General features: G+C 74.8%; 14 protein-coding genes. 9 read left to right on the top strand and 5 right to left on the bottom strand.

Going from position 1 to position 14,865, the window contains the following annotated elements:
• Positions 1 to 561: 561 nt before the first annotated feature.
• From AB0K17_RS06615 to AB0K17_RS06605, 3 genes are all read right to left on the bottom strand, one after another.
• The gene (locus AB0K17_RS06615) at positions 562 to 1,041 is read right to left on the bottom strand and encodes an NUDIX domain-containing protein (protein ID WP_365964685.1); all 480 of its coding nucleotides are present in this window, start codon (positions 1,039 to 1,041) and stop codon (positions 562 to 564) included.
• Between the two features lie 40 nt (positions 1,042 to 1,081).
• The gene (locus AB0K17_RS06610) at positions 1,082 to 1,675 is read right to left on the bottom strand and encodes a hypothetical protein (protein WP_365982305.1); all 594 of its coding nucleotides are present in this window, start codon (positions 1,673 to 1,675) and stop codon (positions 1,082 to 1,084) included.
• 468 nt (positions 1,676 to 2,143) lie between these two features.
• Positions 2,144 to 2,941 carry an aspartate/glutamate racemase family protein gene (locus AB0K17_RS06605; protein ID WP_365964687.1) on the bottom strand — a complete coding sequence of 266 codons (798 nt, stop codon included), beginning with the start codon at positions 2,939 to 2,941 and terminating at the stop codon, positions 2,144 to 2,146.
• A gap of 86 nt (positions 2,942 to 3,027) precedes the next feature.
• Here AB0K17_RS06605 and AB0K17_RS06600 point away from each other — a divergent pair, with 86 nt between their 5' ends.
• Complete coding sequence (locus AB0K17_RS06600; protein ID WP_365982457.1) at positions 3,028 to 4,206, top strand: glycosyltransferase; 1,179 nt, start codon at positions 3,028 to 3,030, stop codon at positions 4,204 to 4,206.
• 16 nt (positions 4,207 to 4,222) lie between these two features.
• Here the strand turns inward: AB0K17_RS06600 and AB0K17_RS06595 are convergent, their stop codons facing one another.
• Positions 4,223 to 5,836 carry a TerD family protein gene (locus tag AB0K17_RS06595; RefSeq protein WP_365982303.1) on the bottom strand — a complete coding sequence of 538 codons (1,614 nt, stop codon included), beginning with the start codon at positions 5,834 to 5,836 and terminating at the stop codon, positions 4,223 to 4,225.
• Between the two features lie 188 nt (positions 5,837 to 6,024).
• On the opposite strand from AB0K17_RS06595, the gene AB0K17_RS06590 reads away from it, so the two are divergent.
• From AB0K17_RS06590 to AB0K17_RS06565, 6 genes are all read left to right on the top strand, one after another.
• Positions 6,025 to 6,519, top strand: a complete 495-nt coding sequence (locus AB0K17_RS06590) for a DUF6643 family protein (RefSeq protein ID WP_365964689.1) — start codon at positions 6,025 to 6,027, stop codon at positions 6,517 to 6,519.
• A 242-nt stretch (positions 6,520 to 6,761) separates the two neighbouring features.
• Positions 6,762 to 7,592 (top strand): MOSC N-terminal beta barrel domain-containing protein, encoded by an 831-nt coding sequence (locus AB0K17_RS06585; RefSeq protein ID WP_365982302.1) that lies wholly within the window; start codon positions 6,762 to 6,764, stop codon positions 7,590 to 7,592.
• A gap of 145 nt (positions 7,593 to 7,737) precedes the next feature.
• A complete protein-coding gene (locus tag AB0K17_RS06580; RefSeq protein WP_365964691.1) occupies positions 7,738 to 8,379 on the top strand; it encodes a hypothetical protein in 642 nt (213 codons plus the stop codon).
• A 161-nt stretch (positions 8,380 to 8,540) separates the two neighbouring features.
• Positions 8,541 to 10,943: a right-handed parallel beta-helix repeat-containing protein gene (locus AB0K17_RS06575; RefSeq protein WP_365982301.1), complete on the top strand. Its 2,403-nt coding sequence runs from the start codon at positions 8,541 to 8,543 to the stop codon at positions 10,941 to 10,943.
• Positions 10,944 to 11,046: 103 nt separating this feature from the next.
• Entirely contained in the window at positions 11,047 to 11,895 is an 849-nt protein-coding gene (locus AB0K17_RS06570; protein WP_365964693.1) for a DeoR/GlpR family DNA-binding transcription regulator, read from the top strand.
• A gap of 77 nt (positions 11,896 to 11,972) precedes the next feature.
• A complete protein-coding gene (locus AB0K17_RS06565; protein WP_365964694.1) occupies positions 11,973 to 12,479 on the top strand; it encodes an SRPBCC family protein in 507 nt (168 codons plus the stop codon).
• 25 nt (positions 12,480 to 12,504) lie between these two features.
• On the opposite strand, the gene AB0K17_RS06560 is transcribed toward AB0K17_RS06565, so the two are convergent.
• Positions 12,505 to 13,641, bottom strand: a complete 1,137-nt coding sequence (locus tag AB0K17_RS06560; RefSeq protein ID WP_365982300.1) for a PLP-dependent cysteine synthase family protein — start codon at positions 13,639 to 13,641, stop codon at positions 12,505 to 12,507.
• A gap of 146 nt (positions 13,642 to 13,787) precedes the next feature.
• Between AB0K17_RS06560 and AB0K17_RS06555 the strand changes: the two genes are divergently transcribed.
• Both AB0K17_RS06555 and AB0K17_RS06550 read left to right on the top strand, forming a co-directional pair.
• Positions 13,788 to 14,117, top strand: a complete 330-nt coding sequence (locus AB0K17_RS06555; RefSeq protein ID WP_365964696.1) for a hypothetical protein — start codon at positions 13,788 to 13,790, stop codon at positions 14,115 to 14,117.
• A 199-nt stretch (positions 14,118 to 14,316) separates the two neighbouring features.
• Complete coding sequence (locus AB0K17_RS06550) at positions 14,317 to 14,841, top strand: ATP-binding protein (RefSeq protein WP_365964697.1); 525 nt, start codon at positions 14,317 to 14,319, stop codon at positions 14,839 to 14,841.
• The last annotated feature ends 24 nt before the right edge of the window (positions 14,842 to 14,865 follow it).

Raw genomic sequence — 14,865 nt, 5'->3', positions numbered from 1 at the left:
CCAAGCGGCGGGGAGGGAATCCGGGGCGGCCTCAGGGTTCTTCCTGATCAGAGCCCTGACTGAGCGTCAGTTCGCTCCGGCGTCCACGTCGTCGACCCGCTTGTCCGTTCGCAGGAACGGCCGCACTCGCTGACTGGGAGAGGGCGGTCGATCATATGCTTTTGCGGTGCATCCTCACTGACCCCCGGCTGCTCTCGGAAGAAGGAGCAGAGGACACTTTAGCAAAGCAATCTCTTTCCCAACAGTGCCGGTGAGAGGCCTGACGGCACCCTCGGTATCGAAAGAACGGCACCGAATTGCGACCGGCTGTTTCTTCGAGCGCTGGAACGGCCGTACTGGCGAAAGGACTTTTGGGGCCCCGTCAGTACGAGGGCGGATCCGCCGCGACGCGCCGCGACCACGACTGCCGGAACGATCCTGCACTCCGCCCCGGACCGCCGGAGCCGCCGACGGCCCAACAGCACGTCAGCACAAGCTCCTTGAAGTCGACCTCTTTCGACTGCACCCGGACAGGGCGACTTTGACGAACAGTCGTCTTTCCTTGACGGCTCGTCACTTCACCTACGGCTCGCCCAGACCCTCGAACCAGGTCGGCCCGTCCTCGGTGGCCTGCTTGATGCGCGCGACCGCGAACGGTTCGAGGTCGGGCAGCGCGTCCGCCTCGAACCAGCCGACCTCCAGCGACTCGTCGTCGTTGACCCGCGCCCGGCCGCCCACCGCGCGGCAGCGGAAGCAGATGTCCATGAACTGGCAGATGTCCCCGTTGGGGTAGACCACCTTGTGCAGGGCCTCGACGAGCAGGACCTTCTCCGGGACGCAGTGCACGGCGGTCTCCTCGTACACCTCCCGCACGACGGCCGCCGCCGGCTGCTCGCCCGGGTCGGGGATGCCGCCGATGATCGACCACATGCCGAGGTCGGCCCGGCGCCCGAGCAGCACGTGCCCCTCGTCGTTCAGGACGATGGCGCTCACTCCGGGCAGCCACAGCAGACGGCCGCCGACGGCCGTCCTCAGGTCGCGGATGTACTCGGGTACCGGCACGGTCGCAGCCTATGGTCCGCGGCAGGACCGCGCAGGCGGATCAGGCCGCGGCCGAGCGACCGCGCAGCAGCCGCAGGCGGGCGCGGATCACCCGGACGGCCGCCTCGGCGTCGTCCACGGTGACCGTGTACGTACGGCCGTCGCCGAGCCGGACCACGAAGCCCTCGCCGCGCCGCACGACCACTCCCGTACCCTTGCCCGGCCGCCAGCGGTAACCCCAGCCGCCCCACTGCCGCGGGGTGACGCGAGGGTCGAAGTCGGCGTCCACCACGTGGGTGAGCGGGATGCGCGTGCGGGGTACGCCGATGTGGCCGCAGCGGATCTCGACGTTGTCCTTGTCGACCCGCACGGCCACATGGACGAAGGCGATCGTGCCGTAGAGCATCAGCAGCCCGGCCGCGACGCAGCCGACAACCGCCATCACCAGGGGCGCGGGCCCGGACGTCCAGGCGCTGTCGACCGCGAGGTCGATGCCGAGCGCCAGACAGGCGGCCCCTGCGGCGGCCAGCAGCCACTGGACGCGGTTGGTCGCCCGGCCGGTCCACACCGCCGGCGCCGGCGCCGGCGGCGCCTCCGCCCGCCCACCGTCCTCGGGGCCCTGCGGGCCCTCGCTCCCCTGGGAGTGGTCCCTCATACCGGGCAGCCTACTCACCTTCGCACCCGCCGGCAGGAGTGCGCGCGGCCGGGATGCGGCGCGCGCCGTAAGGGCGCGGGGCAGCGTTCGATCTGCGGCTGCGGCTGCCGCTGCCGCGTGGGCGCGATCGGCAACCGGTGGCCTGCGGCCGACGTGCACGGCATTTCGTCTGCGGGCACGTCGTGGCTTGTCGCGCAGTTCCCCGCGCCCCTTACGGGGCTGGCATGATCCGCCAGACCCGAAACCGGAGCGCAGGGGCCGGACGATGGACGACACCCCGTCCGCAGGCACGTCGTGGCTTGTCGCGCAGTTCCCCGCGCCCCTTACGGGGCTGGCATGATCCGCCAGACCCGAAACGGGAACGCAGAGGCCGGGCGAAGGACGGCACCCCGTCCGCGGGCGCGTCGTGGCTTGTCGCGCAGTTCCCCGCGCCCCTTACGGGGCGCCGCTCCTGGGCGTGGGCAGGGCCTACGCGTGCGCGGCGCCGATCGGGACGAGCGTACGGCCCTCGGGGTAGGCGAGCGCCGCGGGCTGCAGCTCCGCCTCGCGCCCGCCGAGCAGCACGGTCAGGCGCCCGGTGGCCGCGGCGCGCGGGTCCGGCTCGACGCCGGCGCGGCGCAGCGCCTGCGCGGCGACGGCGTCGGCCGAGCCGTACTGCTCGACCGGCGCGGCGCCCTCCGCCTGGACGGCGGCCACCGCGTCGCGGATGGTGTCGGCCACGAGCTCGTAGTGGGTGCAGCCCAGCACCAGGCGGCGCACGTCGCGCGGGGTGGCGGCCGCGGCGGCCCGCACGGCGAGGTCGATGGCCTCGGCGTCGGCGCGCTCGACGGCGTCCGCGAGCCCGGGGCAGGCCACCTCGGTGACCTCGACGCCCTGGGCGAAGTCGCGGATCAGCCCGCGCTGGTAGGGACTGCCGGTGGTGGCCGGGGTGGCCCAGATGGCCACGGGGCCGCCCGCGGCAGCCGCCGGCTTGATGGCGGGCACGGTGCCGATGACCGGCAGGGCCGGCTCCAGCTCGGCCCGTATCGCGCCGAGCGCGTGGACGGAGGCGGTGTTGCAGGCGACGATCAGGGCGTCGGGGCGGTGCTCCGCCGCGGCCCGGGCGCAGCCCAGGGCGAGCCGGGTGAGGTCCTCGGGCGTGCGCGGGCCCCAGGGCATGGTGCCGGGGTCGGACGACAGGACGAGATCGGCGTCGGGACGCTGCCGGTGCACGGCGGCAGCCGCTGCCAGCAGGCCGAGGCCGGAGTCGATGAGCGCGATCTTCACCCGGTCACTTTAGTCGATGCGCCCGCGGCGGCGGCTTCGCGCCCCGGGACGGGCGCCCGTGCGGCAGACTGCGGCGGGTGGACGCGCTGACGTGGATCACCGCCGTTTCGCTGGCCGCCTGGCTGTGGCTGCTGCTGGGCCAGGGCTTCTTCTGGCGCACCGACGTGCGCCTGCCGCGGCGCACGCCGCCGGGGCGGTGGCCGCAGGTGGCGATCGTGGTGCCGGCCCGGGACGAGGCCGCCGTGCTGCCCGCCAGCCTGCCGTCGCTGCTGGCGCAGGACTATCCCGGGCGGGCGGAGATCTTCCTCGTCGACGACGGCAGCACCGACGGCACGGCCGCCCTGGCCCGTGAGCTGGCCGACCGGCACGGGGGGCTGCCGCTGACGGTGACCTCCCCCGGGGAGCCGGAGCCCGGCTGGACGGGGAAGCTGTGGGCGGTGCGGCACGGCATGGCCCTGGCCCGGGCCCGTACGGACGCCGCGTACCTGCTGCTGACCGACGCCGACATCGCCCACGGCCCCGACAGCCTGCGCGAGCTGGTCGCCGCGGCCGGTACGGGCCCGGGGCTGGACGTCGTCTCGCAGATGGCGCGGCTGCGCGTGGCCACCTTCTGGGAGCGGCTGGTCGTGCCCGCCTTCGTCTATTTCTTCGCGCAGCTGTATCCGTTCCGCTGGTGCAACCGGCCGGGCGGGCGCACCGCGGCGGCGGCCGGCGGCTGCGTGTTGATCCGCCGGGAGGCCGCGGAGCGCGCCGGCGTCCCGGCCGCCATCCGGCAGGCGGTGATCGACGACGTGGCGCTGGCCCGGGCCGTGCGGCGCAGCGGGGGCCGGATCTGGCTGGGGCTGGCGGAGCGGGTCGAGAGCGTACGGCCGTACCCGGGCCTGGGGCCGCTGTGGCGGATGGTCTCGCGCAGCGCCTACGCCCAGCTGCTGCACAACCCGCTGCTGCTGGCCGGGACGGTGGCGGGACTGGCCGTGGTCTACCTGGTGCCACCGGCCGCGGTCGTGGCCGGTGCGGTGACGGGGGCGGCGCTGCCGGCGGCCCTGGGCGCGGCCGCGTGGGCGGTGATGGCGGGGACGTACGGACCGATGCTGCGCTACTACCGCCAGCCGCTGTGGCTCGCGCCACTGCTGCCGGTCACGGCGCTGCTGTACCTGCTGATGACGGTGGACTCGGCGGTGCAGCACCACCGGGGGCGGGGGGCGGCCTGGAAGGGACGCACGTACGCGCGTCCCGAGGCCGCCCCCGACCGGTCGGCCTCCTGACGGGACCCGGCGGCGGTCACTTGCGGGCGGGCCGCCAGCGCAGGCCCCAGCCGTAGGCGCGGTCCACGGCACGCTGGGGGCCGACACCGCGCTCGGGCACCAGGTAGCGGGCCTCGCGGTGGACGACGAGCTCGCCGTTCTGGTTGGTGATCAGGGCGAGGGCGCACACGTCGGAGGCCACGGTGCACTCGTCGAGGGCGAACTCGATGGGCGCGCCGTGCTGCGGCTGGAGGGTGACGGTGGCGTGCAGGCCGGCGAAGCTGCGAGCGCCCTCGTAGATGGTGACGAAGACGAGGATGCGCCGGAAGAGGTGGGCGTGGTCGAGGTTGATGGTGAGGTTCTCGCCGGTTTCCACCTCGCCGGTCCGGTCGTCGCCGTCGAGGTGGATGTACGGCGGCTCGTGCAGGGCGCCGAAGGACTCGCCCAGGGGCTGGACGACGCCCTTGCTGCCGTCGGTGAGCTCCCACAGGGCACCGAGGTCGAGGTCCAGGGGCTGCGGGGGCACGCCGAGGCGGCGGCCCCGGCCGGTGGTGGGGCGGGGCAGCATCTGCCAGTTGAGGTTGACGCGCATCACGCCGGAGGTGCCGCCCTGCTTGGCGAGGGAGACGGCCGGGGCCTCCTTGGTGAGGGTGACCTTGGCGGGCCGCGCAGCCGCGGGCGCGGCGGGCGGCGGGACGGCCTGCGGGCCGGTCCGGCGGCCGGCGGCCGCGGGCTGCGGGACGCCCGACGGCGGGCCGGCCGGCCCGGGCGAGGGCCGCAGCGGCGGGGTGACCTGCGGGCCGGTCCGCGGGACGGCGGGCGCGGGGCGGGGGGAGGAAGCGGCGGGCCGGGGTGCGGGGGTTCCGGGGCGGGACGCCGGGCCCCCGGGGCCGGAAGCCGGGCCGGCCGGACGGGACGCGGGAGTTCCGGAGCCGGAACCCGGGGCCCCGGGCCCGGGCGGAGGAGCTGCCGGCCGGGGGGAAGGAGCCCCGGGCCCGGACGACGAGGCCCCGGGGCCGGAGCCCGGAGTCGCCGGCCGGGGGGTGGAACCCGCCGGCCCGGAGCCGGGGGTCGAGGGCCCGGGCGCCGGGGCCCCGGGCCGGTGGCCGGAGGCCGCGGGCCGCGGGGAGGGGCGGTCGGGGCCCAGGCCGTACGCGGCGGCCAGGCCCTCGTAACCGGTGTTCCAGCCCTGGCCGACGGCCCGGAACTTCCACTGCCCGCCCCGGCGGTAGAGCTCGCCGAGGACGAGGGCGGTCTCGACGGTGGCGTCCGTGCTGTCGAAGCGCGCCAGTTCGCGGCCGCCGGCCGCGTCCAGGACGCGCACGTGCAGGCCGGGCACCCGGCCGAAGGGGCCGTCGGCGAGGGCGGCGATCACGACACGCTCGACGTGGCCGGCGAGGGCAGCCAGGTCGACCGCGAGGGTCTCCGTGGCGCCGGAAGCGGAACCTCGGCCTTCATGGCGCACGGTGCCCGAGGGGTGCACCGGCCGGCCGTGGAGGAGGACGAGGTCGTCGTCGGAGCGGACCCGGCCGGCGGTGAGCAGCACGGCGGCGGCGTCGACGTCCGGAACTCCGGGGCCCGGGCGCCAGCCCAGCTCGATCCGTACGGCCTGTGCAGGGACGATGATGTTGGCGCCCTTGAGCATGCCCATGTTCCCAACCCCTCCGGAACCCTTGCCGAGCTCCTTGCAGCTGCCGGCCTTTACACGATTCCAACGCCCTTTGGCGACCGTTTTTCCACGGTTCGACCGGGTCGGTGATCCCCCGCCTCCCGGGGAACCGGAATCAACCCACCCACCGGGCTCCCCAACCGGCACACCATGGGCTTAACTTATGGGCTATGACCTCCCCCCGCAGCACCTACGGCGGTGGCTACTACGCCTCGTCGTCGTTCCCGGACACCCCCATCTACGACAGCCTCGTCGCCGAGCGCGGCACGCCGCAGATCGCGCCGATCCGGGTCTCCTCCCCCTACGACTTCGGCGGGGGCGGCCTGCCCGCCCTGCCGGCGCTGCCCTCCGGGCCCTCCGCCGCGCAGTCCGCGCCGCCGGCCGGTTACCCCGCGCCGCAGCAGCCGCAGTACGGCGGCGGCCAGCCGGGCCCGGCCATGGCGCAGCCCGGCGGCCTGCAGCAGGCGCCGGCGCCGTACATCCCGCAGCAGGCCTCCGCGCCGCGCGGTCCGGTGGCCCCGCAGCAGCTGCAGCAGCGTCCGGGCGGCGGCACCAACCCTGCGAGCTTCGAGGCGATGCGCCCGGCCGCGCCGCGCCCGGCGCCCGGGCAGTACGAGGACCCGTACGGCGGCGGTCGCCCGTACCAGGGCCAGGGAGGCTACTGACCGACCGGTGCCGGGGCCCCGACCGGCCCCGGCACGTCCTGCGGGGGACACACCGAGCACGACGCACCAAGCATCACGCACCACGCACCACGCACCACGCACCACGCACCACGCACCACGCACGACATACATCGCACGACAGAACGCACGACCGAGCGTGAAAAGGGGACGAACCGCCACGACGGCGGGCGTCCCCTCCCCTCGACCGGCCAAGTGTCATATCCGGCTGGCAAGATGACCCCATGCCGACTCCCGTGCTCACCGCGCTGCACTGCTACCCGGTCAAGTCGATGGCGGGATGCGCGCCCGACGAGGCGCTCATGGAGCCCTGGGGGCTCGCGGGAGACCGCCGATGGGCCGTCACCGACGCGGACGGCCGGGTGCTCACGCAACGGCAGGCGCCCCGGCTCGCGTTGGGCGCGGCCGTTCCGCTGCCGGGCGGCGGCGTGCGACTCGGCGCGCCCGGGGCCCGGCCGCTGGAGCTCGCGCCGCCCGTCTCCGGGGAGCGGGGGACGGTCACGGTCCAGGTCTTCTCCGAGAAGGTGACGGCGGTGCCCGCGGGCGCCGCCGCCGACGCATGGGTGAGCGCCTTCCTGGGCGCCCCGTCCCGGCTCGTGCACATGGCCGACCCGGCGCACTGCCGCCCCATCGATCCCGATTATGCGCACGAGGGCGAGACGGTCAGCTTCGCGGACGGTTACCCGTTGCTGGTCACCACCACCGCCTCGCTGCGGGCACTCGACGCGCTCGTCGCCGAGGGCGACCACGCCGCGGAGGGCCCCCTGCCGATGGACCGCTTCCGGCCCAACGCGGTCGTCGACGGCACCGAGCCGTGGGAGGAGGACGGCTGGCGGCGGGTGCGGATCGGCGAGGTGACCTTCCGGGCCGTCAAACCCAGCGGCCGCTGCATCATCACCACCACCGACCAGCGCACCGCCGAGCGGGGCAGGGAGCCGTTGCGCACCCTGGCCCGCCACCACCGGCTGGGCGGCAAGCCGGTGTTCGGGCAGAACCTGATACCGGAGCACACCGGCACCCTGCGCGTCGGCGACCCGGTCGAGGTGCTGGACTGACTCCCGCCGCGCGGCCGCCGGGGGGCGGCGTCAACGCGCCGCCGCGGGCACACTCCGCGAGGGGTGATTTCCCTCTCTCCGTCGTCTTCCTCCGCATGCGGTCTTCCGTGTGAGGTATTTACGGACGCGTAAGGGGGTGACCACCGTGCGCGCGACACTGTCCCACCGGCTGTGCCGACTGCTGGCCCGTTGGGGCTTCCCGGTGTCCCGGCGGCGCAGTCCGCTGCTGCGCCGGAGCGACGTCGCCGAGGCCTGGACGGGGGTGGCCGCCGTGGTGCTGATGCTTCTGCTGGCACCGCCGCTGGGCTGGCTCACCGGCTCGCTGGCCCACGACGCGCTGCGCGAGACCGTCCGCGAGCAGCAGCGGCACCGCCATCTGGTGACCGCGACGGCGCTGCCGGTGCCCGCCGGTGCCCCGGAGGCGGGGCCCGGGCAGGAGAGTTCCACCGGCCGCGACGGCTTCCACCATGTGCTCGCCAGTTGGCCGTGCCCGGGCGGCCGGGAGTGCACCGGGGCGGTTACCGTGCGCCGGTTCGCCGGGCCCGGCGAGCACTTCCCGCTGTGGACCGACGACGCGGGCCGGATCGCGACCCGGCCCATGGACGACGCGGCAGCCGCGCTGCACGCCGTGCTGGCCGGGGTCGCCGCGGCCGGCGCCTGCGCGGGGTTGCTGGAAGGCGGGCGGCGGCTCGTCGTGTGGCGCATCGTCCGGCGCCGCTACGCGCAGTGGGACGAGGAGTGGGAGCGGGCGGCGCGCACCTGGGGGCGGGCGGACACCGGCAGCTGAGAGCAGGCATCGGTCCGGCACCGGCCGCGGGCGGGCGGCGACGCGGAGACGTCAACTCCCGTGCGCCGCGCGCGCTACCGTGGTGCGGCCGGTACTCCTTCCGTCCACGATGGCTCGTCCCGGATCGCACACACACTCATACGTGGGGGCACAGCAGCACCATGGCACAGGGCTCGGTGAAGGTGACGCACACCGGCACGTCCCGCTGGCGGCTGCGGGCCGGCGAACGCATCGGGGAGTACGACTCGCTGGCCGCCGCCCTCGAAGCCGCCGCCGACGGCGACGTGCTGTCGGTGGCACCCGGCACCTACCGGGAGAACGTGGTGCTGGCCCGCGCCGTGACGCTGCGCGGCGACGAGGGCCAACCCGGCTCGGTGCGGATCGCCCCCACCGAGGGCGTGGCCGTCACCGTACGGGCGTCGGCGACGCTGCAGGACGTGTGCATCGAGGGCCACGACGCCTCGGTCCCCGCGCTGCTGGTGGAGGAGGGCAGACCCGTGCTGTCCGGGCTGCGGGTGGTGACGCGTTCGGCGGCGGGCATCGAGGTGCGCGACGGCGCGCGGCCGACCGTGCGCGCCTGCACCGTCGACAACCCCGCCGGGGTGGGCATCAGTGTGCAGGGCGGTGCGGGCGGGGTCTTCGAGGACTGCGAGGTGGTGGCCGCCGGCCAGTCCGGGGTGGCCGTCGGCGGCGGGGCCGCGCCGCGCCTGGAGCGGTGCCGGGTGCACCACGCCCGCGGCGCGGGCCTGTCGCTGACCGGCGAGGGCAGCACGCTGGAGGCGGTGGGCTGCGATGTGTACGAGATCCGGGGCGCCGGGGTGCAGGTCGCGGCGCGCGCCGCGGGGCGGCTGACGGACTGCCGGGTGCACCGCACCTCCGGGGACGGGGTGACCCTGGACACCGACGCGGTGCTGGAGCTCGCCGACTGCGCCATCCACGACGTCCCGGAGAACGCCGTGGACCTGCGCTCGCGTTCGGTGCTGCGGATGACCCGCTCGGCGGTGCGCCGCTTCGGCCGCAACGGGCTGTCGGTGTGGGATCCGGGCACGCGGGTGGAGGCCGTGCAGTGCGAGATCCACGACAGCACCGGCGACTACCCGGCGGTGTGGGTGAGCGACGGCGCCGGGGCCGGCCTGGTCTCCTGCCGGGTGCACGACGTCCCGGACGCCCTGTTCGTCCTGGATCGCGGCTCCAGCGCGGAGGTCACCGACAGCGACCTGTCGCGGGTGCGCGGCACCGCGGTCTCGGTCAGCGGCGGCGCGGCCGCGGCCCTGGAGGACTGCCGCATCCGGGAGGCGGCCACCGGCGTGTGGTTCCGCGGCCACGGCAGCGGCGGTCGGGTGGCCGGCTGCACCATCGACGCCACGTCCACCGGCGTGATCGTCTCCAAGGGCGCGGATCCCGTGGTGGAACGCTGCACCGTCACCTCTCCGCGCGAGGCCGGCTTCTACGTCTCGGCCGAGGGGCGCGGCACGTTCGACGGCTGCCGGGTGACCGGCAGTGCCGGGTACGGCTTCCACGTCATCGACGGCTGCCGCTCGACGCTGACCGACTGCCGTACGGAGCGCTGCGCGCGCGGCGGCTACGAGTTCGCCGAGGACGGCGTCGTGCGCGAGGGGTGCACGAGCGACGACGTGCGGGCCGCGGCGCCGGTGCCCGTGGTGCAGACCGCGGCCGCCCCGGCCCGGCCCGCCGCGGTGCCCGCCCCGCGCCCGGCGACGGCGGACACGCAGGCGGTGGACGGTGCGGCGGTGCGGCCGGCGGCGGCGGTCCTGGGCGAGCTGGACGCGCTGGTGGGCCTGGAGAGCGTCAAGCGCGAGGTGCGCGCCCTGACCGACATGATCGAGGTCGGCCGGCGGCGGCAGGAGGCCGGCCTCAAGGCGGCCTCGGTGCGCCGGCACCTGGTCTTCACCGGTTCCCCCGGCACGGGCAAGACCACCGTCGCCCGGCTCTACGGCGAGATCCTGGCCTCCCTCGGGGTGCTGGAGCGCGGGCACCTGGTGGAGGTCTCCCGCGTGGACCTGGTGGGCGAGCACATCGGCTCGACGGCGCTGCGCACGCAGGAGGCGTTCGACCGGGCGCGCGGCGGGGTGCTGTTCATCGACGAGGCGTACGCGCTGTGCCCGGAGGACGCCGGGCGGGACTTCGGCCGGGAGGCCATCGACACGCTGGTGAAGCTGATGGAGGACCACCGGGACGAGGTGGTGGTGATCGTCGCCGGCTACACGGCGGAGATGGAGCGCTTCCTGACGGTCAATCCGGGGGTGGCCTCGCGTTTCTCGCGGACGATCACCTTCGGCGACTATGCGCCGCAGGAGCTGCTGCGCATTGTGCGGCAGCAGGCGGAGGAGCACGAGTACCGCATCGGCGAGGAGGCCGCCGAGGCGCTGCTGCGGTACTTCACGGACCTGCCCAAGGGGCCGGCGTTCGGCAACGGCCGCACGGCCCGGCAGACCTTCGAGGCCATGGTCGAGCGGCACGCGGGCCGGGTGGCGCAGCTGCCGGCACCGAGCACCGAGGACCTCACCCTGCTATACGCGCAGGACCTGCCCGAACTGCCCTGAGCGGGCGGGGGGTTCGCCTGGTGCGCCACCTGGCGCCGCCGTGACCGCGTGGCAGGATGTGCGCCACGGTGTGCGACGGTCGACCCCCGAAAGGACGGCCCGGGTGAGCGACAACCAGAACCTTCTGGCGGAGCAGCGGCGCGCCCTGATCCTCGACGAGGTCCGGCGGCGCGGCGGGGTGCGGGTCAACGAGCTGACCCGGCGGTTGCACGTGTCGGACATGACGGTCCGCCGGGACCTGGACGCGCTGGCGCGCCAGGGGGTGGTGGAGAAGGTGCACGGGGGCGCGGTGCCGGTGGCGGCGGCGACCACGCACGAGCCGGGGTTCGAGGCGAAGTCGGCGCTGGAGCTCGGCGCCAAGCAGGACATCGCCCGGGCCGCGGCCCGGATGGTGCCGCGCGGCAGTGCGATAGCGCTGGCGGGCGGGACGACCGTGTACGCCCTCGCACAGCAGCTGGTCGAGGTCGCCGATCTGACGGTCGTCACCAACTCGGTACGGGTGGCCGAGGCGTTCCACACCGCCCGGCGCGCGCTCTCGCCCTCCGTCTCCCCCACCCGGCCGGGCGCGGCGACGGTGGTGCTGACGGGCGGCGTGCGCACGCCGTCGGACACCCTGGTGGGCCCGGTGGCGGACGCGGCGATCCGGTCGCTGCACTTCGACGTGCTCTTCATCGGCGTGCACGGCATATCGGCGGACGCCGGACTGTCCACGCCCAACCTGGCGGAGGCCGAGACCAACCGGCACTTCGTGCGCGCGGCGCGACGGGTGGTGGTGCTGGCGGACCACACCAAGTGGGGCACGGTGGGCCTGAGCTCCTTCGCCGCGCTGGAGGAGGTGGACGCCCTGGTCACCGATGCCGGGCTGGCGGCCGCGGCGCGCACGCAGATCACCGAGCGCGGGCCGGCCCTCGTGGTGGCCGGCGAGGAGGGCGACGGGGATACGGACATCTGAGGCCGCACGCACTACCGTTAAGCGGAACCCGGTCGGAGGCGAGACCCACGTGGGGGGTTGCTGCGATGACCCGTGCGATGACCCGTGTCGGTGCGATGACCCGCAGGTCGCGCGGCCTGCGCCCGGTCGGTGCGGACTTCGCCGACACCGCGCCGGTGCGCCTGTCGTTCGCGGCCCGGATGGCCGCGGCGCCCGAGGAGGTCTACCGTGCGCTGGCCGACGAGGTGGAGGCGTGGCCGCGCTGGTTCCGCGTGGTGACCCTGGCCCGGCCGGTGGAGCGGGAGGGCCGGGACGGGCACGAGGTTCACCTGATGGGGACGATCCGCTTCCTTGCGACCGTCATGGTGGCGGTCCCGCAGCGGCGGTACGCGTACCGCATCGACGGCACCAACGTGCCGGGGCTGCACGCGATGCTGGAGGACTGGCGGCTGTCACCGGTCGGTGGTGGAACGATCCTGCAGTGGCGGATCGGCGTGGACGGCCCCCTGCCGGGGCTCCTGGCCGTCCAGCTGGCCCGACCCCTGCTGCACCGGGCCTTCCGCGATGCGGTGCGCGCCCTGGACCGCCGGCTGTCGGCGGCGTAGGGGCCGGGGTGCAGGGGCCGCGGCGTCAGCCGGGCCAGCGGCCGGTGGCCAGGAAGGTGCTGATGGCCATGGTGTAGGGGGTGATGTCCAGACCCTGCGCGGCCAGCCAGGCGTCGGAGTAGTACTTGTCGAGGTAGCGCTCGCCGGGGTCGCAGATGAGGGTGACGACGCTGCCCGCCCGGCCCTCCGCGGCCATCTCCGCCACGATCCTCAGAGCGCTCCACAGGCCGGTGCCGGTGGAGCCGCCCGCCTTGCGCCCGATGGCCCGCTCCAGGGCGCGCACGGCCGCCACGCTCGCCGCGTCGGGGACCTTCATCATCCGGTCGATGGCAGCGGGCAGGAAGCTGGGTTCCATGCGGGGTCGGCCGATGCCCTCGATGCGCGAGGGCAGCTCGCACACGGCGGACGGGTCGTGGTCGCGCCAGCCGGCGAAGAAACAGGAGTTCTCCGGGTCGGCGACGCACACCCGGGTGTCGTACTGCATGTAGCGGATGTAGCGGGCGATGGTGGCGGAGGTGCCGCCGGTGCCGGCGGTGGCCACGATCCAGGCTGGCTCGGGGTGGCGCTCGTCGCGCATCTGACGGTAGAGCGACTCGGCGATGTTGTTGTTGCCGCGCCAGTCGGTGGCCCGCTCGGCGTAGGTGAACTGGTCGAGGTAGTGGCCGCCGGTGCACTCGGCGAGGGCCGCGGCCTCGGCGTACATCGTCCGCGGGTCGTCCACGAAGTGGCAGCGCCCGCCGTGGAACTCGATGAGCCGGCACTTCTCCGGGCTGGTCGTGCGCGGCATGACGGCGACGAAGGGCACGCCGATCAGCTCGGCGAAGTAGGCCTCGGAGACGGCGGTGGAGCCGCTGGAGGCCTCGATGACCGCGGCCTCCGGCCGGATCCAGCCGTTGCACAGCCCGTACAGGAACAGCGAGCGCGCCAGCCGGTGCTTCAGGCTGCCGGTCGGATGGGTCGACTCGTCCTTCAGGTACAGGTCGACGCCCCACTCCGGCGGCAGCGGGAAGCCGAGCAGGTGCGTGTCGGCGGACCGGTTGGCGTCCGCCTGGACCCTGCGCACCGCCTCCTTGAGCCAGGCGCGGTACGCCGGATCGCTGCGGTCCACGTCGACGGTGTGCCGGGGCGGGTCGTGCTCCGGCGGGTGCGCTGTGCCGTTCACACGCCGCTCCTGGTGCTGTGCGGGCGCCTGCCGGGCTCCGGCCCGGTGTGGCCCTTCGATCATAAGCGGGCACTGGTGTCCGGGCCCGGTCACGGGCAGACTGCGCCTGGAGGGCGATCGGGACACGACACGAAAGGCGGTACGCCGTGGCGGAAGCGGAATACAGCGCGAGGGGCGTGCGGATCGAGCGCGACCACCGGTCGCTGACCCGGGCCGGACAGGTGCAGATCAAGGACGGCCGCCTGGAGCTGCTCACCAGCTACGGCCGGGAGATCGACAGCGCGCCGGTGGACTCGGTGCAGGCGCGCAAGCCCTGGCTAGCCCGCGACCGGGCGAGGGCGACGGTCAACGGCCACCATTACGTGCTCACCCTGGCTGCCGAGCACGAGGCGGCCTCCGAGGACAAGGCCGAGGAAGAGGTCAACCGTTTCCTGGAGGTGGTGCGGTCGGCGCACGGAAGCACGCCGAAGCACTGACGGGTGCAGGAGTTGCGAAGGCGGCTGCGAGAGTCGACCCTTGACGCAAGTACCGGCATCACCGAGGGTCTACCGGCGGTCACCCTGCGGACCAGTCCGCCGTACGGACCGGCAGGGGGACGCCGCCGGTCCGCAACAGGCGCGTGAGGCAACGCGTTTCGGAATCAGGCTAGCCCTACTTCTTCAGGGAGTCGCAGCCGTGATCAGCCGAGTGAACAAGCACTGCACCGTCGAGCTCCAGGCCCTGCCGCCGCGGATCGGCCAGGTCCGCAGAATCGTATCTGCGCAGTTGCGCTACTGGCATCTCGATCCGCTCATCGACCGCGCGGCCCTGGGCGTCACCGAGCTGCTGACCAACGTTCACCAGCACGCGGAGCCCGACAAGCGCTGCACGGTCGAACTCGACCTGGTAATGGACCGGCTGACCGTCTCCGTGCGCGACCACGACCCCCGGCTGCCCACCCTGGGCGCGGCGGACCCGGCGAGCACCCACGGCCGGGGGCTGGCCCTGGTGGCCGCGCTCAGCTCCAGCTGGGGCGTGCAGGAGCGGCCGGACGGCGGGAAGGTCGTCTGGTTCACCCTGTCCGTCCCGGCGAGCGCCCCGGCGACGACCCCGCCGCGCACGGCCCGCCGTCCCAAGAAGCGCGCCGCCCTGCCGGCCACGCTCGCCCCCCACGAGGAACCCGCCCTGGCCGGCGCCCGCCCCACCCGAACCCGCACCTGACCGGCCGAGGACGGCCCGCACCCA

The organism is Streptomyces sp. NPDC049585 (assembly GCF_040675615.1).
Classification (GTDB): Bacteria; Actinomycetota; Actinomycetes; order Streptomycetales; family Streptomycetaceae; genus Streptomyces; species Streptomyces luteosporeus.
Note: the sequence above shows the minus strand (reverse complement) of the source record. Positions and strands in the feature narration are given on the sequence as shown.